The following is a 19,638-nucleotide window of genomic DNA, read 5'->3' as shown; positions in this document are numbered from 1 at the left end:
GTCTCTGTGCTGACCAATTCTACCGAGACGGCCACCGCACTGGTCCCGAGCGCCGTCGCGCCTGGCATACTGGGCCCATGCTCACGCACCAGACCTTCGTCTTTACCTATGGCAACCGGCCCGCCGGCTGCCATGGTCGTGCTGCTTGAGCAACTGACAAGCGACATCCCAGGCGCCCCGGGCCGACAAGGCCCGGGGCGCCTGTCGTTTCCCGGGTCGCGTCGTTCCGGGACGCCGCTCCCAGGAATCAGGAGTCCCGACATGACCCTCACCACCGCGGCGGAGAAGACCGGCGCACGCACCCCCGAGGCCGCCGACGTGATCAGTGGCGCGCGGGAGCGCATCGACGCGCTGGACGACCGGATCATCGGACTGATCCAGGAACGGATGGCCGTCTCGGCCGTCATCCAGCAGGCCCGGATCACCTCCGGGGGCCGCCGCGTGAACCTCTCCCGCGAAATGGAGGTCCTCGGCCACTACAGCGAGGCCCTGGGCAGGCCGGGCACGGCCCTCGCCATGACGCTCCTCGAACTGTGCCGCGGCAGGATCTGACGGCGCACGCCCCTCCCCGGAACACGCGCCACGCCCCGGAACTCGCGCCCCGCCCCCAGGAATGCGCCTCGCCTCAAACGTACGCACCCCGACTCACTCCTGCGGCGCGTGACTGCCCCCCGAGACGCTTCGTTGGTCCCGGTGCCGCAGAACCACGCGTGGCTCGCTGGAGCGATGAGACGTGCGGATCGCCCCGTGCGTCGTGGGACCTCGCTCCAGGAGATGACCGGACGGCAGGGGACAGCTGCCCGGTCATCGAGAGAGACCGGCCGGCTCCGGGGACGCCCGGGGCCGGCCGGCGAAAGCGGCGCACGGCGAGGAACAGCGAGAACGGCCAGGGCTCCGCGCTCCCCCGCGGAGCCCTTCGTCGTGCACCGGCACCCTCCGGAACAAGTGACCCACGTCACACAGGAATTCCAGAGGGATCAGGACAACCATTCACACCCGCGGTGGATCAAACCTGCTGTACCCAGGCCGCACAGCCGTAAAGGCCGCACAGCCGTGAAGAGGGACCTGCGCTCGGAGGGGGGCGCAGGTCCCTCTTCCGCATTCCGTCGTCATCCCCTCATCGGATCCCGTCGTTTCGTCGTCGGATCCCGTCGTTTCGGTCGTTCCCGTCGTTCCGTCGTCGGATCCAGTCGTCCGGACCTCATCGCTCCCGCTTCGGCGGCACCGCCGGAGTCCCCAGAAACGGCAGCCGCAACGCGCCGAAGGCGTCCGCCGGGACCGCCGGCGCCTTGGGCTCGACCGGACGGAGACGCTCGTACGCCTCGCCCTGGCGCGGACGCGGATCGGGCTCCCCCTTGTTCGGCCAGAACGACATCGCGCGCTCGGCCTGCGCGGTGATCGTCAGGGACGGGTTGACGCCCAGGTTGGCGGAGACCGCGGAGCCGTCCACGACGCAGATGCCGGGGTGGCCGTAGAGCCGGTGGTAGGGGTCGATGACGCCGGTCTCGCGGGAGGCGCCGATCGGGCAGCCGCCGAGGAAGTGGGCGGTGAGCGGGGTGCCCATCAGCTCCCCGACGTTGCTGCCGGCGAAGCCGTTGATCTCCGCGGCGATCGCGGACGCCGCCTCCGTGGCGGCCCTGATCTGCTTGGGGTTCGGCGCGCCGTGGCCCTGGCGGGCGGTGAGCAGGCCCTTGCCCACGCCGCCGGGCTTCAGATACGTCGTCAGGGAGTTGTCCAGCGACTGCATCACCAGGCCGATGATGGTCCGCTCCGACCAGCGGCGGTTGGACAGGGAGCGCAGCACCAGCAGCGGGTGCCGGGCGGCGTGGCGCAGGAAGCCGAGGACGCGGGAGGAGCTCTCGGCGTACGGCACCTGGAGGATGGTCAGGCTGCCCATGGAGTTGGAGCCCCTGCCGTAGCGGACGGGCTCGATGTGGGTGTCGGCGTCGGGGTGGATCGACGACGTGATGGCGACGCCGCGGGTGAAGTCGGGCCCGGATCCGCCGCTGACCTTGCGGTAGCGCCGGTCGGTGGTCTGGGCGCCGACGAGCGCCTCGGAGTTGGTGCGGGTCAGCATGCCGAGGCGGTCGGAGACGTACGGCAGCCGGCCGGTCGCCTTCATCCGGTGCAGCAGGGTCTGGGTGCCGTAGGTGCCGGCGGCGAGGACCACCTGGCGGGCCCGCAGGACCTGTCCGCGGCGGCGTCCGGCGCCCTTGGCGCGCTGGTCGGTGGGGACGGTGGTGACGGCGTAGCCGCCGCGCGAGTCGTCGGTGAGCGCCACGACCGTGGTCATGGGGTGCACGACCGCGCCCGCCTTCTCGGCGAGGTGGAGATAGTTCTCGTTGAGGGTGTTCTTGCCCCCGCGCCGGCAGCCCGTCATGCACTCGCCGCACTCGGCGCAGGCGGTGCGCTCCGGGCCGGCTCCGCCGAAGTACGGGTCCGGGACCTTCTCGCCGGGCTTGGCGCGCACCGACCCGTCGGCGTCCTTGCCGTCGCCGAAGAACACGCCGACCGGCGCCATGTGGAAGGTGTCGCCGACGCCCATCCGCTCGGCGGCGGCCTTCAGGTGGACGTCGGACGGCGTCATGGTGGGGTTGAGCCGCACGCCGAGCATGCGCCGGGCCTGGTCGTAGTACGGCGACAGCTCGTCCTGCCAGTCGGTGATGTCCCGCCACTGCGGGTCCTCGAAGAACGGCTTCGGCGGTACGTAGAGGGTGTTGGCGTAGTTGAGGGAGCCGCCGCCGACCCCGGCACCGGCCAGGACCATGACGTTGCCCAGCAGATGGATGCGCTGGATGCCGTACATGCCCAGGCGCGGGGCCCACAGGTAGTTCTTGAGGTCCCAGGAGTTCCTGGGGAGGGTCTCGCGGGTGAAGCGGCGGCCGGCCTCCAGGACGCCGACCCGGTAGCCCTTCTCCGTGAGGCGCAGGGCGGTCACCGAGCCGCCGAAGCCGGAACCCACGACGATCACGTCGTAGTCGTAGTCCGCGTCGTTGTCCGGTCTGCGGACGGAGTTCTCCTGGGACACGTGCTCTCCTCGTCGAAAGCGGGGCGGTGACGGCGGCTCGGGATCAGCGCGGGCGGGTGGCGGTCAGCGGAGGCGGAACGCCTTCATCAGGCGCAGGCTGCGGCTCATGAACGCCGCGTACTGCTCGTCGTCCATGCCCAGTGACGGCGCCATCGGCAGCAGCCGCTGCTGGGCGACGGTCTGGGACTCGGTGTACTTGAGGATGCCCTCGGAGCCGTGGCGGCGGCCGAGGCCGGAGTCCTTCATGCCGCCCATCGGGGCCTGGACGCTGCCGTACGCGGACGCGTAGCCCTCGTTGACGTTCACGGTGCCGGTGCGCAGCCGGGCGGCGACCGCGCGTCCGCGCCGGCCGTCCTTCGTCCAGACGGAGGAGTTGAGGCCGTACGGCGTGGAGTTGGCGAGTTCGACGGCCTCGTCCTCGGTCCTGAACCGGTGGACGCAGACGACTGGGCCGAAGGTCTCCTCCGTGCAGACCGCCATCGCGTCCGTGACCCCGTCGAGGACGGTCGGCTCGTAGAAGTACGGGCCGATGTCCGGGCGGGCGACGCCGCCGGCCAGGATCCGCGCGCCCTTGGCGACGGCCTCGTCCACGTGTCGCCGTACGGTGTCCAGCTGCTGCCCGCTCACCAGGGAACCCATGTCCGCCCCGTAGGCGAGGGCGCTGCCCAGCCGCATGGCGCGGGTGCGGGCCACGAAGCGCTCCAGGAACGCGTCGGCGACGGACTCGTGCACGTACAGCCGCTCGACGGAGATGCACAGCTGCCCGGCGGAGGAGAAACAGGCCCGCACGGCCCCGGCCGCCGCCTTCTCGATGTCGGCGTCCGCGAGGACCAGCATGGCGTTCTTGCCGCCTAGTTCGAGCGATACGCCCACCAGCCGGTCGGCGGCGACCTGGGCGACCTCGCGGCCGGTGCGGGTGGAGCCGGTGAAGGAGACGTAGTCGCCGCGTTTGACGACCTCGGGACCGACGACGGGACCGAGGCCGATCACGGCCTGGAGGACGTCGGCGGGCAGACCGGCCTCGATCAGCAGGTCACGGGCCCACAGCGCGGTCAGGCAGGACTCGGTGTCGGGTTTCATCACCACCGCGTTGCCCGCGACCAGGGCGGGCAGCGCGTCGCCGACGGACAGCTCCAGCGGGTAGTTCCAGGGGACGATCTGCCCCACGACCCCGCGCGGGTGGCGCAGCTCGGTGACCTTCGTGAGCATCGGCACGGCCCCGGTGCGCCGCCTGGGGCGCAGATAGGCGGGCGCCTTGCGGCCGTAGTGGCGGGCGGCGACGGCGACGGCCTGCACCTCCTCGTGGGCGTGCAGCCGGGCCTTGCCGGTCTCCAGCTGGATCAGGTCGAGCACCTCGGCCTGACGCTCCAGCACCAGGTCGTGGAAGCGCAGCAGGACGGCGGCCCGCTGCCGGACGGGCGTGCGTTCCCACACCGCCTGGGCGGCCCGGGCCCGGTCGAAGGCCGCCGCCACGTCCTCGGGCGTGGACTCGGGCAGGTCGGCCAGCTTCTCGCCGGTGAACGGCGTGTGGTTGGCGGTCCGGCCCGACCCGGTCACGCCCTTGGTGAGCCGGGCGACCAGCTCGGGGGTGACCACGTCCGCGGCGGTGCGGACCCCCGCCGGGGCGGGGGCGAGGGGGTTGGTGCCGGTGGTGGTGGCCGTGCGGGTCTCTTCCGTGGCCTGCTCCAGGGCCTGCGCGTCCGTCATGAGGCGCAGGGTATGCCCGGGCGGAACGTTTGTGTACCCGTCGGTAACAGCCATTCACCGGGTACTCACAATCCGCCAGTGATCACTGGCGGCAAACCCGCTGATCAGGGTGTTGTTCAGCGGTCGCCAGCCGTACGTCGGTTCGCACCGCGGTTTCCGCGGACGTCCCCGCCGATTTCCAGCCGGTCGCGGACGCCCCTGAACAGCGCGGTGCCGCGCTTCTCGTCCGGGGTGCCCTCGGGCATGTCGACGCGCAGTTCGTACAGGCGGCTGTCCCCGGTGAGGATCATCAACTGCATGACCCGGGTCCGGACGCCGTCGGCGCTGTACGTGGTGTCGGCGAGCACGGCCTCGTACCCCCGGAGGCTGGTGGGGCTGTACCGCGTGCGCGCGTCGCCCTCGGCCAGGTCCCAGTCGGCGTGCGCCTCCTTCGCCTGGCCCATCGGGGAGCGGGGCGCCCTGTCCCACTGGGTGAGGCGTACGGCGACGCCGTCCTCCTCGTAGATCACGATCCGCGGCTGGTACCGCGCGCTGCCCTGCCGGGCGAACTCCTCGTAGGAGGCGGGGACCGAGAGGGCGGCGTCCATCTCCGGCTGGTGGTGCTTCGTCCAGGTACCCGCCGTGGCGGGCGGGGTGCGGGACGCAGACACGGAGGGGGATGGGGACGAGGACGGGGAGAGGGCCGTGGACGGAGCGGCGGCCCGTGCGTCGCCCTCGCCTCCCTCCGCCCCCGTGAAGGAGGAGGCGGCGAACCACGCCCCGCCGACCAGGAGCACCCCGAGCAGCACGAGCGGGATGCGGCGGCGCGGCGGCCGGGACGGCTCGGGGGCGAGGGCGGGGCTCGGGGCCGGATCGGGGCTCGGAGCCGGATCGGGGTCCTCCGCAACGCCCGGAACCGTGACCGGCGCGCTTGCGCCGCCTTCTCGCCGCCCTCCGCCGAGCGCCACCGTCCCCGCGTCGTCCGCGAAGCCGCCCAACCCCTCCGCGTCCTGCGCCACCGTCACCCCGACCCCGGGCGCCTCCGGCCGGCCCCGCGCGACCGCCGACAGCACCTCGGCGGTCTCCTCCGGGCCGGGCCTCGCCTCCGGGTCCTTCGCCAGCAGCCGCACGAGCAGCGGGCCCAGCGGGCCGGCCTGCTTCGGCTCGGGCGGATCGGCTGCGAGGATCGCGGCGAGCGTCGCCTCCGGTGTCGTACGGCGGAACGGGGACCCGCCCTCCACCGCGGCGTACAGCAGCACGCCGAGGGACCACAGGTCGCAGGCCGGTCCGGCGATGCCCCGGCCGGACATCCGCTCGGGTGCGACGAATTCCAGCGAGCCGACGAACTCCCCGCTGACGGTGAGGGACTCCTCGCCCTGGACGTGGGCGATGCCGAAGTCGGTGAGGACCACGCGGCCGTGCGGGCCGAGGAGGACGTTGGCGGGCTTGACGTCGCGGTGCACGATGCCGACGGCGTGTGCGGCGCGCAGCGCGCCGAGGACGGCGAGGCCGATGCGGGCGGCCTCGGGGGCGGGCAGCGGCCCGCGCGCGAGGACCTCGTGCAGGGACTCGCCGCGGACCAGTTCCATCACGATCCAGGGCAGTCCGCCGTCCACCGCCTCCCGGCCCTCGCCCTCGACGACGACGTCGTGGATGGAGACGGCGCAGGGGTGGTCGACGCGGGCGGCGGCGCGGGCCTCGCGGTAGAGCCGGTGGGCGGCCCTGCGGTGGCCGTCGCCCTCCGGGTCTCCCGCCAACCGGGGCTGCTTGACGGCGACTTCGCGATCGACCAGTTCGTCGTGGGCCCGCCACACGGTGCCCATTCCGCCGGAGCCGATGCGCTCGATCAGCCGGTAGCGTCCGCCGACCAGCCGCCCGCCGGTCACCGGTGCGTCGCGCTGGTGTTCGCCGCCGTCACTCATGCCCCATGCCTACCCCGCCGGCCGCCACCTTGTCGACGCGGACGGACCGGCGATCGGACACCGACGAACGGATCCGCACGCCGACTTCGGGACGGCCCGCGTCAGGGCTTGTGCACCTCGAAGTTGGCGATCGCCGCCTTCGCCACCTCGCGCCCACGCTCGTCGAAGTCGCCCTTGCCCGGGTAGCTGATGGTCAGCTTGTACATGTCCCCGGTCGCGGCGGACTTGTAGTAGAAGATCTGGACCTCGCGAGGGCGTGGGTTCTGGCTGTCGGTGGTCCGGTAGACGACGGTGTTCTTCGCGGCCTTGCGGCCGTCGTAGGTGGCCTTGTCGTCCGGGTTGGTCTTCGCGTCCTCGCCCATCCCGAGGTCGTAGTCCCCGTTCTCCCGGAAGTCCTCGTCGTCCTCGTACATCTCGGCCGCCGCCGTGGCCGCGATGTCGCCGATGGCGTCCTCGGCCTTCTTGTCCAGGTTCAGCCCGATCCAGACGGTGCCGCTGACGTCCGCGTACGTCACCCAGTGCTCGTCGCCTGCCGCGTCGTCCGGCCGCTGCTCCACATAGCCCTCGGGCACGGCGAGCGTCGCGCCGAGGTCCTTGACGTCGTGCGTCCTCCAGTCGGCGGGCAGCACGGGCGGCGGGCCCGCGAACGGGTTCGCGGCCACGAGGTACGCCACCAGCGCGGCGGCCACGGCTCCCGCGCCGAAGCCGAGCCACAGCTGCCGGCCGGCCCGTCCGGCGCGCCGCCCGCTTTCCGGCGCGGCGGCCGTCACGAACTGCGTGGGGACGGGCGCCGGCGGGTTGGCGGCGGCTTCGAGCAGCGCGCGCACCTGGGCGGCGTTCGGGCGGGTCGCCGGGTCCTTGCGGAGCAGGCCGTTGATGGCCTCGGCGAGCGGCCCCTGCGCGGCGGCGGGCGGAGCAGGGGTGGCGTTCAGGACGGACTGGAGGGTGGCCGGGGTGTTGCTGCGGCGGAACGGCGAGACGCCCTCGGTCGCCGCGTACAGGACGACGCCGAGCGACCACAGGTCGGACGCCGGGCCGGGACGCTGGCCCAGCACCCGCTCCGGCGCGATGTACTCGGGCGAGCCGACGAAGCCACCGGTGTCGGTGAGGTTGGTCTCGCCCTCGATCTGCGCGATGCCGAAGTCGGTCAGGACGACCCGGTCGTGCCGGCCGAGCAGCACGTTGTCCGGCTTGACGTCGCGGTGCAGGATGCCCGCCGCGTGCGCGGCCTCCAGCGCGCCGAGCACCTCCAGGCCGATGCGGGCGGCCTCGCGCGCGCCGAGCGTGCCCTCCTGGAGGGCGTCGCCGAGGGAGCGGCCCTGCACGAGTTCCATCACGATCCACGGCCGGCCGTCCTCGATGGCCACGTCGTGCACGTTCACGACCGCCGGGTGGTCGAGCCGGGCCGCGGCACGCGCTTCGCGGCGCATGCGCTCGAAGGCGTTGGCACGTTCGCGTTCGGGAAGATGGTCGGGGACGCGCGGCTCCTTGACCGCGACCTCGCGGTCCACCGTCTCGTCCTTGGCCCGCCACACCGTGCCCATGCCGCCGTGCCCGAGCTTGGCCAGCAGCCGGTAACGGCCGCCGATGAGCCGTCCGGCGCCGGGGTCCCGGGAAGGCTGCGGAGCCGGCCGGGGTGCGACGACCTGGGTGGGCGCGGCGTACGGGTTGCCCGGGTGCGGAACGCCGACCGCGTGCGGGTTCGGCGGTTGCAGTGCGAAACTCGTCGGCTCGTCGGCCCCGTGGCGGGCTCCCCCGTTGTTGCTCATGCTCCCTGTCATATCGCGCCGGAAGCCCTCGCTTCCAGGGCGGGCGGCGGGCAGTCACAGAGCCGTGACGCAGTACGCGGCATATCTCCCGTTCACACGCATTGCGGCCGGTCGTGCTCCGTACGGCCGCACCGGCTGCCCGGTGCCCGTCGTACGGCCCTCAGCGCGGCGCGGGCGCCGACGTCCCTCCCGGCGCGTGCACGGACGGCGTCCCCGGGGTGGTCAGGGACGTGCGGGGCGCCGGGGTCGTGGGCGTGCGGCCTCCGTCGTCGCCCTCGCCGCTCATCAGCAGCAGCGCCGCCGACATCCCGGCCCCGGCCAGCGCGGCGACCAGCAGGGCGAGCGCCAGCCGTTCCCGCGCCGCGCGCCGGGCCCTGCGGGACGACTCGGTCGGCGGCGTCGGCGTGGTGCGGCCGGTCTCGCGGAAGTCGCGCAGCAGCCGCTCCGCCCGCACCGCGTCCAGTCGCCGCTCCGGGTCGCGCTCCAGCAGTCCCCGTACGACCGGCAGCAGCGGCTCGGCCTGCGCCGGGAACCGGATGTCCGCGGAGACCACCGCGAGCAGCACCCCGCTGAGCGTGTCCCGCTGGAACGGGGACCGGCCGCTCACCGCCGTGCACAGCAGCACGCCGAGCGACCACAGGTCGGACGCCGGGCCGGTGCCGCCCCCGGCCATCCGCTCGGGCGCGGTGTACTCGGCCGACCCGACGAAGGAACCGGCCTCGGTGAGCGTGCTGGCGCCCTCGACATGGGCCACGCCGAAGTCGGTGAGGACGACCCGGCCGGTGCCGGACTCGATGAGGACGTTGGCGGGTTTGACATCCCGGTGCAGCACCCCGGCCTCGTGGGCGGAGCGCAGCGCGCCGAGCAGGGCGATGCCGATGCGGGCGGCCTCGTGGGGGTCGACGGGGCCGTGGTCGGCGATCCGCTCGGCCAGCGACGGGCCGTCGATCAGCTCCATGACCATGTACGGGTGTTCGTCGTCCTCCACGACGTCGTGGACGACGATGATGTGCGGGTGCCGCAGCTGGGCGACCGCGCGGGCCTCGCGCAGGGTGCGGTCGCGCCGGGCCCGCGCCTCGTCGGCAGGGAGCGAGAGGGAGTCGTCCTGCGGGATCTCCTTGACGGCGACCCGCCGGCCGAGCAGTTGGTCGGTCGCCGACCACACGACGCCCATCCCTCCGCTCCCGAGCAGTTCCTCGAGCCGGTAACGCCCCGCGATGAGCCTCCCACCTGCTCTCTCGGTCGCCATGCGCCCATCATGCACCAGCCGGAGCCGACCCTTCCGAGACGCGTACGCAGGCTGGCCGACAACAGCCCCTGAACGGCCCGGTCCTTCGCTCAGACGTACGCCCGCTCAGCCCGTCTGGGTCCGCCAGCTGCGCAGCACCGCGTCGAACCGCTGCCGGGTGGTGTCCCAGTCCCCTGCGGGGCCGGACATGTAGATGGCGTACTCGGTGCCGTCGCGCGCGATGTACATCTCCTCGATCGCCCGGCGCGGTCCCGGGTGGATGGCGGTGTCGTCGGACGCCCGCGCGGTCCAGGTGTACTCCCAACGGGCGCTCGGCCGGTCCCGGTAGACGGTCTCCCGCAGCTCCACGCGCCGATAGTCCTCCAGTCCCTGGAGCTGCTGTTCGAGGTCGAGCTGATGGTCCTTCGGGTGGGCGAAGTCGGGGGACTTGTCGATGCCGATGCGCAGGAGGTGGACGCCGTCGTCGGGCGTGTAGTCGATCTGGGTGAGGTCGCCCTCGACGCCGTACACCGACCGCTGCCAGCTCGCGTCCGGCAGGGAGAGACCGAAACCCGCCGGGTCGTCGACGCCGATCCAGCCCTCGGGCCCGGACCCGCCGGTTCCGGACTCCTGCGTCCCGGACGTCTCCGGGCTGGGGCTCGGTTCGGGGGTCGGCTCCGTCGTGCGCGGGTCCGTCGTCCGCGTCGGCCCGGGGTCCGGGGAGGAGGAGGCGCCGGAGCGGGCGTCGCGGTCGCCGTCCCACTGGTGCAGGCCCACCGCGACGCCGCCGCCGATGAGCGCCGCGAGCACGACGACGAGGGCGGCGTTGCGCATGCGCCGACGACCGGGCGACGGCGCCGGGGGGTGCTGGGGCTGGGGGTGCTGGGGCTGGAGGTAGTGCGGCTGGGGGTACGACGGCGGGACGTGCGGGGCGGGGTGGGCGAGGGTGCCGTGCTCGGGCGGCGGCGGGGCGGCGTGCGGCGCGGTCGGCGCGAATCCCTGCGCCGCCCCGTGCGTCGACGCCTGCGTCGGCCCTTGCGCCGCCCGCGGGGTCCGGCCCTCGGCCGTCTCGGCCAGCAGCCGTTCGGTCTCGGCCGCGTCGGGCCGGGCGGCGGGCTCCTTGCGCAGCAGCGCGCCGATGACGGGCGTGAGCGGGCCGGCGTACCGCGGCTCGGCCGGGGAGTCCTCCACGACGGCCTGCATGGTGGCGAGCACGGAGGTGCGGCGGAACGGTGAGCTGCCCTCCACCGCGGCGTACAGCGTCGCGCCGAGCGACCACAGGTCGGACGCCGGGCCGGGGTCGTGGCCTCGGACGCGTTCGGGCGCGAGGTAGTCGACGGAGCCGACGACCTCTCCGGTGCGGGTGATGGTGCTGTCGCCCTCGATCTGCGCGATGCCGAAGTCGGTGAGCAGGACCCGGCCGTCGTGGGCGAGCAGGACGTTGCCGGGCTTGACGTCGCGGTGCAGCACTCCGGCGGCGTGCGCGGCGCACAGGGCGCGCAGCACCCACAGGCCGATCCGGGCGGCCTCGGCGGGCGCGATCCGCCCGTCGGCCTTGATCGCGTCGGCGAGCGAGCGGCCCTCGACCAGTTCCATCACGATCCAGGGCCGGCCGTCGTGCTCCAGCACGTCGTGCACGGTGACGACGGCGGAGTGGTTGATCCGCGCCGCCGCCCGCGCCTCGGCCCGGGTCCGCGCCATGAGGACGGACCGCTCGTTGTCCGGGACGTAGAGCGCGGCCGTGAGTTCCTTGATGGCCACCGCCCGGTGCAGCACCTCGTCGTGGGCGCGCCACACCCGGCCCATGCCGCCGCTGCCGATGGCGTCGGTGAGCCGGTAGCGGCCCCCCAGGAGCGGCCCCTGCATCTGATTCACGTTCCCCCGCAGTGTTCTTGACAGGCTCAGCGTAGGGACGGACCCGCACACGGGGAACCGCGCGGGCGGCACGGAGACACCACTGTGACGGTTGCCGTCTTCCGTGACGGACGGGAGCCGGGCGCCGCCGGCCCGCACCCCGGTCGGCCGGCCCCCGGAACCCGCGCGCCGCGAACCCCGGTCAGCCGGCCCGGTAGGTGGCCGCCGCCTGGTCGTAGAGCCGTGTCACCTCGTCCCGTTCGGCTTCGGGTCCGCGGATCTGCAGGACGTGGTAGCGCCCGTCGATCAGCATCGCGAGGTTGCGCACGAACAGGTCCCGGCCGGCCTCGTCGCTCCAGGTGAACTGTCCCTCGGCCATGGTGCGCCCGCCCACCTGAATGGTCTTCAGGCCGGAGGAGGTGGCCCAGCTGGACTCGCGGTACGGCCGCAGCTCCGGCTCGCTCTCCCGCTGGTACGCCATCGGGTCGCTGCCGTACTCGTCGGCGGCGTCCCGTCCGGGTACGACGAGCAGCTCGAAGTCGCCCTTGCGGTAGACGACCTGGCCGCTGCCGTTCTTCGGGGCGCGCTCGAAGCCCTGGGCGACGGCGACGCGGAAGCCCTCCGGGTCGGTGCGCAGGGTGAAGCCGTCGCCGAGCTCGGGACCGCCGGTCTGCGTCTCGGCGTCGCCGGTGGACGTGCCGGGGTCGCCGGGGGTGGTCTGGTCGGGGCGGGGCTCGCTGCTCGCCTCCGGGGAGGGGGCGGGGGCCTCGCTGACCTGTCCGGCGACGCCGGTGCGGTCGGAGCCCTCGACGACGGCGCGGTCGTCGTCCTTGGGCATGAACATCATGGCGTACGCGATGGCGCCGGCCAGCCCGAGCATGACCAGCACCAGCAGGGTGCGGCCGAGGCTGCGCGGTGAACGCGTCCTCTCCCGGCCCCGCTTGTGCCGTCCGTGGGTCGCGGGCAGACCGGCGCGCCGCCTGCGCACCAGCTCGCCCCGGCGGCGCACGATCGGCAGCCGGCGCGCGTCGACCGGCGGCGCGGGCACGACGTGCACCCCCGCCTCCGGCTCGGGCGCGGAGCGGACCAGGGAGCGCAGCCAGCCGCGCAGTTCCTCGAAGTCGAGCCGTTCGGTGGGGTCCTGGCGCAGCAGCGACTCCACGACCGGCCGCAGCGGACCGCATTCCTCGGCGTACGCGGGCGGCTCGGCGCACACCATCTGCACCAGCTCGGCCGTGGACTCCTCCGGGTAGGGCGCGTGTCCCTGGACGGCGCGGAAGAGCAGCGCGCCGAGCGCCCACAGGTCGGTGGCGGGGCCGATGGGCGGGGCCAGCTGCCAGTTCTCGTGCACCGGACCGGCCTGCTCGGGCGCCCAGCGCTCGGTGACCGGCCCGACCACGGCCATCCGCGCCTGCCGGGCCCGCTCCGCGGCGAGGGCGGTGCCCGGCCCGCGCCGGGCGACGGGCGCGCCGACGGAGGGCTCGTCCCAGCCCGAGGGGGCGCCGCGGCCCTGCTGTGCGGGCACGCCGCCGTGGGCGGGGGTCAGCGCCTCGGGGCCCGTGCTGCCCGCAGGGGTGCGCGGGACGCCGCCCGGCCGGGGCCTGCCGTCGACGCCGTAGGGGTCGGCTATCTGTCCGGGGGGCGTGTTCTCGTCGCGCGGTTCGGGGGCGGGGCGGGCGCCGGGCAGGGTGGCCCGGCCGTTCTGCTGGGCCTCGTGGACGCGGGCCGCCGCGCGTGCCCCGGCGCGGTAGGCCGCGATGGCGCCGGCCCGCGCTGCCCTGATGTCCCCGCCGGTCTCCTGTCCGCCGCGCGGGGCGGGTGGTCCGCCCGCGCCGGGCGGCAGGGCCGTGCCGGGCGCCGACGGCAGCGCACCGGCCGCCCGCGCCTCGATGGCGGCCCGCCGGGCGGCCTCCGGGTCACCGGCGTCCGGCGGCCCCAGGACGGCGCCCGTGTCCTCGCCCGGCACCGGCAGGCGCATGCCCTCGGGCACCGGGTCGTAGCCGCACAGCGCCTCCTCCGCCGCCCCGACCGCGAGGCCGGTCAGCACGACCCGGCCGTCGTCGCAGACGAGGACGGTGCGGGCGGTGATGTTGCGGTGGACCCAGCCGTGCGCGTGCAGCACCCGCAGGGCGGTGAGGACGTCGGAGGCCACCTCGGCCGCCCGGTACGGCGTCAGCGGCTGCTCGGCGAGGAGGGCGGCCAGCGGGCGAGCGGCCACCAGCTCGCTGACGACCCACAGGGAGCCGCCCTCGGCGAACACGTCGAAGACCTGGTCGAGCCTGGGGTGGTCGGGGACGCGCGCCGCGGCCTGGGCCGCCTCCACCGCGCGCCGCACCGCCGGATCGGCCGGCCCGCGCCCGCCCGGCGCACGGCCCGCCGCGCCCCGGTCGCGTGCCGTGAAACCGGCGGGCAGCCCTTCCGCGTCGAGTACCTCCGCTTCCAGGACCTCCGGCAACGGCACCTGCCTGACCAGGACTTCCTGGCCGCTGTAGGTGTCGAAGGCCCGGGTCTCGGTGAGTTCGTACTCGTCGGACGGGGGCAGCGGCAGGCGGTAGCGGTCGGCGAGTACCCGGCCCGCGTAGTCGTCCACGTTGCCTCCCCCGGCCGCCCGGTGGTCAAGTCCGTTCGTCTGGCATCGCGTTCCCGCTGCTGACGGTTCGCAAGCACTCACGATACGTGCCGGAGGCAACTCGCACGGACGGGATGCGACATCTCACGTCCCGATCCGGTGCGGAATCCGCCCGCCGACGTCGGTCAGGCCTTCGGCCGGAACGTCTTCGTCAGCGTGCGCCAGGTGCTCCTGCGCAGCTCGCCGCCCCAGTCGGCGGCCTTCGCCGTGTACATCAGCGCGTAGCCCTGACGGTCGTTCACCACGAAGCCGCGGTCGATCGTCCGGTACTCGGTCCCGCCGTCGACGTAGGTGAACTCCCAGTCGGCGGTGTTCCAGCCCTTGTAGTCGACGGCTTCTATCCGGATCCGGTCGTACTGGGAGCGCGTCATGAAGCGTTCCTGGTTCTTCCAGTCCGCGACGGGGTCGTCCTTGGGCGTGGAGGTCCAGGCGATGAGCAGCTTCTGTCCGCCGGGGCCGGTGAAGCGGTCGCCGGCCGCGTCGGAGGTGCCGTACTTCCAGCCCTTGGGCAGGCCGATGGAGTAGCCCTGGGCGCCCCGGTGGGTGGTGACGGCGGTGGTGCCGCCCTCCTTGCCGGAGCCGGCCGAGTCGTCGGAGCCGTCGTCTGAACCCCGCGCGTCGTCGTCCTCGTCGCCGGCCGGGCCGCCGCCCGCGCCGGTGCCGGACGGGGCGGGCCGCGTCGTGCTGGAATGGGTGGCGTCGCCGTCCGCGCGGGCGCCGCCGTCGTCGGAGCGGGTGCCGGCGCTCGCACTGGCGGCGGGCCTGCCGCTGGGGCCGGCGGAGCCGCCGGAGCCTTCGTCGTCGCCGAGCGTGGCGGTCAGCACCACGCTGAGGACGGCGAGCAGCACCACGACCGCGATGACGACGAGCGTGCGCCGGGAGACGACGTCGGTGATCGGCGCGCGGGGCGCGGGCCGCGGGGGCAGGTCGGGCGGCGTCATCACGGGCCAGCCGGAACTCCGGCCGCCCGAGGCGCCGTTCGCTCCGGCGCCCGGGTCGGACGCCAGGGCGGTGGCCGACGTGACGGCCGGGTCCCCCGTGGCCGGGGACGCGGAGGCGGCGGGCGTGTCGCTCGCGGACTTGGCTCCGGCGGCGCCCCCCGCGGCGACGGCGGCCTTGCGCACGGAGCGCAGCGCCCCGCGCAGCCGTTCGGCCGCCTCGTCGCCGCGCTTGCCGCCCGCCGCGCCCCCGCCGCGCGCGGGTCCGTCCGGCAGCGGAGGCAGCGGGACGACGCGGGTGGCGTCGGCGGGCTGGGCGGTCTTCGGGTCGGGCGCCTGGATCACGGCCTTGAGCAGCGCCCGCGCGCCCGCGTCGTCGAGCCGCTTGTCGGGGTCCTTGTTGAGCAGGCCGTAGATGACGTCCCGCAGCGGGCCGGCGTTCCTCGGCTCCTCCAGCGGCTCGGTCATCACCGCGGTCAGCGTGGCGATGGCGGAGCCCTTGTCGTACGGCGGGGAGCCCTCGACGGCCGCGTAGAGCAGTCCGCCGAGCGACCACAGGTCGGCCGCGGGGCCGGGCTTGTGGCCGCGGGCGCGCTCCGGGGAGATGTACGAGGGGGCGCCGACGAGCATGCCGGTGGAGGTGATGGAGGGGTCGCCCTCGACCTGGGCGATGCCGAAGTCGGTGAGCACGACCCGGCCGTCGTCGGCGATGAGCACGTTCGACGGCTTCACGTCGCGGTGCAGGATGCCCTCGCGGTGCGCCGAGCGCAGCACGTCGAGGACGGCGAGGCCGACCTCGGCGGCGCGCCTGGGCTCCAGCAGGCCGTCCTCGCGGATGACCTCGGCGAGCGACTTGCCCTCGACCAGCTCCATGACGATCCACGGCCGGTCGTCCTCGTCGACCACGTCGAAGACGGTGACGGCGCTGGTGTTCCGGATCCGGGCGATGGCCTTGGCCTCGCGCAGGGTCCGGGTGATGAGCCGTCGCTTCTCCTCTTCGTCGATGTTGGCCGGAAAGCGCAGTTCCTTGACGGCGACGGTCCGGCCGAGGGTTTCGTCCTCGGCGCGCCACACCGTGCCCATGCCACCGCGGCCCAGCACCGCTCCCAGCCGGTACCGCCCGGCGAGGAGACGCTCGTTGTTGTCCTGACGAGTGTCCTGACGGGATGTCCCCGCCCGCTCCGCCTCCGACATGCGTCCCCTCATGCAACCCGCCCTGACAGAGGCTCCATTGTCCCTCACCCGACAAGTGCCCGACGCCCAGGGTGCCCTCGTCCGGCGCCGACGTCGACCGACATGGCGGACAAAGGCCGTCAAAGACTCCCCCGTGGTCCGACCCGTGCCCTCGGCGTTCCCCGCCCGTTACAACGGCACGATGTCCGGCGCCCCCAGGCGGGCCGCGTCCGCCGTGAGGTCGTCCGGCTGGCGCTGCGACTCCCGTTCGGCCTCGACGCGCTTGTCGTAGTGGCGGATCTCGCGCTCGATCTGGTCCTCGTCCCAGCCGAGGACGGGCGCCATCAGCTCCGCGGCCTCGCGGGCGCAGCGGGTGCCGCGGTCGAAGGTCTCGATGGAGATGCGGGTGCGCCGGGTCAGCACGTCGTCGAGGTGGCGCGCGCCCTCGTGCGAGGCGGCGTAGACGACTTCGGCGCGCAGATAGTCCTCGGCGCCCGTCAGCGGTTCGCCGAGCGAGGAGTCGGCGGCGACGAGTTCGAGGACCTCCTCGGCCATCGAGCCGTAGCGGTTGAGCAGATGCTCGACCCGCACCACGTGCAGCCCGGTGCGGGCGGCGATGCGCGCGCGGGCGTTCCACAGCGCCCGGTAGCCCTCGGCGCCGAGCAGCGGCACGTCCTCGGTGACGCACTCGGCGACGCGCAGGTCGAGCCCGTGCACCGCCTCGTCCACCGCGTCCTTGGCCATCACCCGGTACGTCGTGTACTTGCCGCCCGCCACCACGACCAGCCCCGGCACCGGGTGGGCGACGGTGTGCTCGCGCGAGAGCTTGCTGGTGGCGTCGGACTCGCCGGCCAGCAGCGGGCGCAGCCCCGCGTAGACGCCCTCCACGTCGTCGCGGGTGAGCGGCACCGCGAGCACGGAGTTGACGTGCTCCAGCAGGTAGTCGATGTCGGCGCTGGACGCGGCCGGGTGCGCCTTGTCGAGGTCCCAGTCGGTGTCGGTGGTGCCGATGATCCAGTGCCGGCCCCAGGGGATGACGAAGAGCACGGACTTCTCGGTGCGCAGGATCAGTCCGGTGCCGGAGTGGATGCGGTCCTTGGGGACGACGAGGTGGATGCCCTTGGACGCCCGGACGTGGAACTGCCCCCGCTCGCCCACCATCGCCTGGGTGTCGTCGGTCCACACGCCGGTGGCGTTGACGATCTGCTTGGCGTGGATCTCGTACTCCCCGCCGCCCTCGACGTCCTGCACCCGCGCTCCGACGACGCGTTCGCCCTCGCGCAGGAACCCGGTCACCCGCGCGCGGTTGGCAGCGTGGGCGCCGTAGGAGGCGGCCGTGCGGACCAGGGTGGCCACGAAGCGGGCGTCGTCCATCTGGGCGTCGTAGTACTGGAGTGCGCCGACCAGGGCGTCCTTCTTCAAGCAGGGGGCGACGCGCAGGGCGTGACGGCGGCTCAGGTGCCGGTGCACGGGCAGGCCCCGGCCGTGGCCGCGGGCCATCGACATGGCGTCGTAGAGGGCGACGCCCGACCCGGCGTACAGGCGCTCCCAGCCCTTGTGCTGCAACGGGTACAGGAACGGCACCGGCTTCACCAGGTGCGGGGCGAGGCGCTCCAGCAGCAGCCCGCGCTCCTTCAACGCCTCGCGCACCAGCGCGAAGTCGAGCATCTCCAGATACCGCAGACCGCCGTGGACGAGCTTGCTGGACCTGCTCGACGTGCCCGACGCCCAGTCGCGCGCCTCGACCAGGCCGGTGGACAGCCCGCGGGTCACGGCGTCGAGGGCGGTGCCGGCGCCGACCACGCCGCCGCCCACGACCAGGACGTCCAGCTCCCGCTCGGCCATCGCCGCCAGCGACTCGGCGCGCTGCTCCGGTCCCAGTGTCCCTGTCCTCACAGCTGCCTCCCGCTCATCGCCCGGCCCGTATCCCCATGCCCAGATTCTGACCGGGTTGCCCGACTTCGGCCACCACGCACCCCCAGCCTGTGGACAACTCCACGGAAACGCGCGCCATCAATCCCGCATATCGGTCATATTTACTCCTAGTCTGACATTGCGCTCGCCCGAACTGTCCACAGGGCTTGCGCACCTGTCCCGCTTCGGTTACTGGGAAGGACGGCCCACGCCATGCCCGCAGATCTCGCCGTCATCGGACTCGGCCCGCTCGGCCTGCCGCTGGCCCAGGCCGCCGTCGCCGCCGGCATCCCCACCGTCGGCTTCAAGACCGGCCCCGAGCCCGGGTCGCTCAGCCCCGCCGAACTGCGCCGGATGGTCTCGGGCGGCTTCCGGCACGCCGCCGGCCCCGCCGACCTCGGCCGGGTGCGCACCGCCGTGATCTGCGCACCGACGCCCCGCACCCCCACCGGCGGGCTGGACCTCGGCCAGGTGGAGACCGCCGCCCGCACCCTGGCCGCCCGGCTGCGCCCGCACACCACGGTCATCCTGGAGTCGCCGGTGTACCCGGGCACCACCGAGGAGTTCCTGCGCCCCCTGCTGGAGAAGGGCTCCGGCCTCCGCGCGGGCCGCGACTTCCACCTCGCCTACTCCCCCAGCCGGGTGGACCCGGGCAACCGCGACTTCACCCCGGCCAACACGCCCAAGGTCATCGGCGGCCTCACCCCCGCCTGCACCGAGTCGGCCGCCGCCTTCTACGGCCGGCTCACCGACAAGGTGGTACGCGCGCGTGGACCGCGGGAGGCGGAGACCGTGCAGCTGCTGGAGACCAACTACCGGCACGTCAACATCGCCCTCGTCAACGAGATGGCCGTCCTCTGCGCCGACCTGGGGGTCGACCTGTGGGACGTCATCCGCTGCGCGGAGACCAAGCCGTTCGGCTTCCAGGCCTTCCGCCCCGGCCCCGGCGTCGGCGGCCACTCCCTCCCGCAGGACCTCACCGGCCGCGCGGGCCGCGGACTGCGCATGGTGGAACTGGCCCGGCAGGTCAACGAGCAGATGCCCCGCTACGTCGTCCAGCGCGCGGCGGCGCTGCTCAACGAGCACGGCAAGTCGGCCCGCGGCGCGCGCGTGCTGCTCCTCGGCGTCACCTACAAGCCCGACCTGGCCGACCAGCAGGGCACTCCCGCCCAGGAGATCGCCGTCCGCCTGATGGAACTGGGCGCGGCCGTCAGCTACCACGACCCCTACATCCCGTCCTGGAGCGTCCTGGACCGCCCGGTCCCGCGCGCCGACTCCCTCTACGAGGCCGCGGCCGACGCCGATCTGACGATCCTTCTGCAGCAGCACCGCACCTACGACCTCCAGGGCCTGTCCGTGAAGGCGCAGCTGCTCCTGGACACCCGGGGCGCGACCCCGACGGGCGCCGCCCACCGCCTGTGACCCGCCGCGCGCGGTGCCCCGGAATTGGACTGGCACGCCTGTCGGAGGCGCCTGCTACTGTTCGGCGTCTTCGCG

Annotated in this window: 11 protein-coding genes; 2 read left to right on the top strand and 9 right to left on the bottom strand. The window is 74.0% G+C overall.

Translation table 11 applies throughout. The features are described from left to right. Positions 1–261: 261 nt before the first annotated feature. On the top strand, positions 262–552 hold the full coding sequence (locus ACZ6KF_RS07690) for a chorismate mutase (protein ID WP_356627435.1): 291 nt from the start codon (positions 262–264) through the stop codon (positions 550–552). 649 nt (positions 553–1,201) lie between these two features. Here the strand turns inward: ACZ6KF_RS07690 and ACZ6KF_RS07685 are convergent. From ACZ6KF_RS07685 to ACZ6KF_RS07645, 9 genes are all read right to left on the bottom strand, one after another. Continuing rightward, a complete protein-coding gene (locus ACZ6KF_RS07685; RefSeq protein ID WP_356627436.1) occupies positions 1,202–3,028 on the bottom strand; it encodes a GMC family oxidoreductase in 1,827 nt (608 codons plus the stop codon). 63 nt (positions 3,029–3,091) lie between these two features. Continuing rightward, positions 3,092–4,735 carry a succinic semialdehyde dehydrogenase gene (locus ACZ6KF_RS07680; RefSeq protein ID WP_356627437.1) on the bottom strand — a complete coding sequence of 548 codons (1,644 nt, stop codon included), beginning with the start codon at positions 4,733–4,735 and terminating at the stop codon, positions 3,092–3,094. A gap of 116 nt (positions 4,736–4,851) precedes the next feature. Beyond that, complete coding sequence (locus tag ACZ6KF_RS07675; protein WP_469237690.1) at positions 4,852–6,636, bottom strand: serine/threonine-protein kinase; 1,785 nt, start codon at positions 6,634–6,636, stop codon at positions 4,852–4,854. Positions 6,637–6,737: 101 nt separating this feature from the next. Beyond that, positions 6,738–8,405: a serine/threonine-protein kinase gene (locus tag ACZ6KF_RS07670; RefSeq protein ID WP_469237688.1), complete on the bottom strand. Its 1,668-nt coding sequence runs from the start codon at positions 8,403–8,405 to the stop codon at positions 6,738–6,740. 160 nt (positions 8,406–8,565) lie between these two features. Next, the gene (locus ACZ6KF_RS07665) at positions 8,566–9,654 is read right to left on the bottom strand and encodes a serine/threonine-protein kinase (protein ID WP_469237686.1); all 1,089 of its coding nucleotides are present in this window, start codon (positions 9,652–9,654) and stop codon (positions 8,566–8,568) included. 105 nt (positions 9,655–9,759) lie between these two features. Then, positions 9,760–11,499, bottom strand: coding sequence for a serine/threonine-protein kinase (locus tag ACZ6KF_RS07660; RefSeq protein WP_469176308.1), 1,740 nt, complete (start codon positions 11,497–11,499; stop codon positions 9,760–9,762). Between the two features lie 190 nt (positions 11,500–11,689). Then, entirely contained in the window at positions 11,690–14,077 is a 2,388-nt protein-coding gene (locus ACZ6KF_RS07655; RefSeq protein WP_356627441.1) for a protein kinase, read from the bottom strand. 164 nt (positions 14,078–14,241) lie between these two features. Beyond that, positions 14,242–16,248, bottom strand: a complete 2,007-nt coding sequence (locus tag ACZ6KF_RS07650) for a serine/threonine-protein kinase (protein WP_469176204.1) — start codon at positions 16,246–16,248, stop codon at positions 14,242–14,244. Between the two features lie 168 nt (positions 16,249–16,416). Then, entirely contained in the window at positions 16,417–18,123 is a 1,707-nt protein-coding gene (locus ACZ6KF_RS07645; RefSeq protein ID WP_356627442.1) for a glycerol-3-phosphate dehydrogenase/oxidase, read from the bottom strand. Positions 18,124–18,354: 231 nt separating this feature from the next. Between ACZ6KF_RS07645 and ACZ6KF_RS07640 the strand changes: the two genes are divergently transcribed. Beyond that, positions 18,355–19,563, top strand: coding sequence for a nucleotide sugar dehydrogenase (locus ACZ6KF_RS07640; RefSeq protein ID WP_356627443.1), 1,209 nt, complete (start codon positions 18,355–18,357; stop codon positions 19,561–19,563). Positions 19,564–19,638 lie beyond the last annotated feature (75 nt).

This window comes from Streptomyces sp. NPDC046379 (assembly GCF_055587785.1).
Note: the sequence above shows the minus strand (reverse complement) of the source record. Positions and strands in the feature narration are given on the sequence as shown.

Bases quoted from the DNA above. Each gene is read 5' to 3' on its own strand.
- ACZ6KF_RS07690 (WP_356627435.1), top strand. From the start codon at position 262: ATGACCCTCACCACCGCGGCGGAGAAGACCGGCGCACGCACCCCCGAG.
- ACZ6KF_RS07680 (WP_356627437.1), bottom strand. From the start codon at position 4,735: ATGACGGACGCGCAGGCCCTGGAGCAGGCCACGGAAGAGACCCGCACG.
- ACZ6KF_RS07675 (WP_469237690.1), bottom strand. From the start codon at position 6,636: ATGAGTGACGGCGGCGAACACCAGCGCGACGCACCGGTGACCGGCGGG.
- ACZ6KF_RS07670 (WP_469237688.1), bottom strand. From the start codon at position 8,405: ATGAGCAACAACGGGGGAGCCCGCCACGGGGCCGACGAGCCGACGAGT.
- ACZ6KF_RS07665 (WP_469237686.1), bottom strand. From the start codon at position 9,654: ATGGCGACCGAGAGAGCAGGTGGGAGGCTCATCGCGGGGCGTTACCGG.
- ACZ6KF_RS07660 (WP_469176308.1), bottom strand. From the start codon at position 11,499: ATGCAGGGGCCGCTCCTGGGGGGCCGCTACCGGCTCACCGACGCCATC.
- ACZ6KF_RS07650 (WP_469176204.1), bottom strand. From the start codon at position 16,248: ATGTCGGAGGCGGAGCGGGCGGGGACATCCCGTCAGGACACTCGTCAG.
- ACZ6KF_RS07640 (WP_356627443.1), top strand. From the start codon at position 18,355: ATGCCCGCAGATCTCGCCGTCATCGGACTCGGCCCGCTCGGCCTGCCG.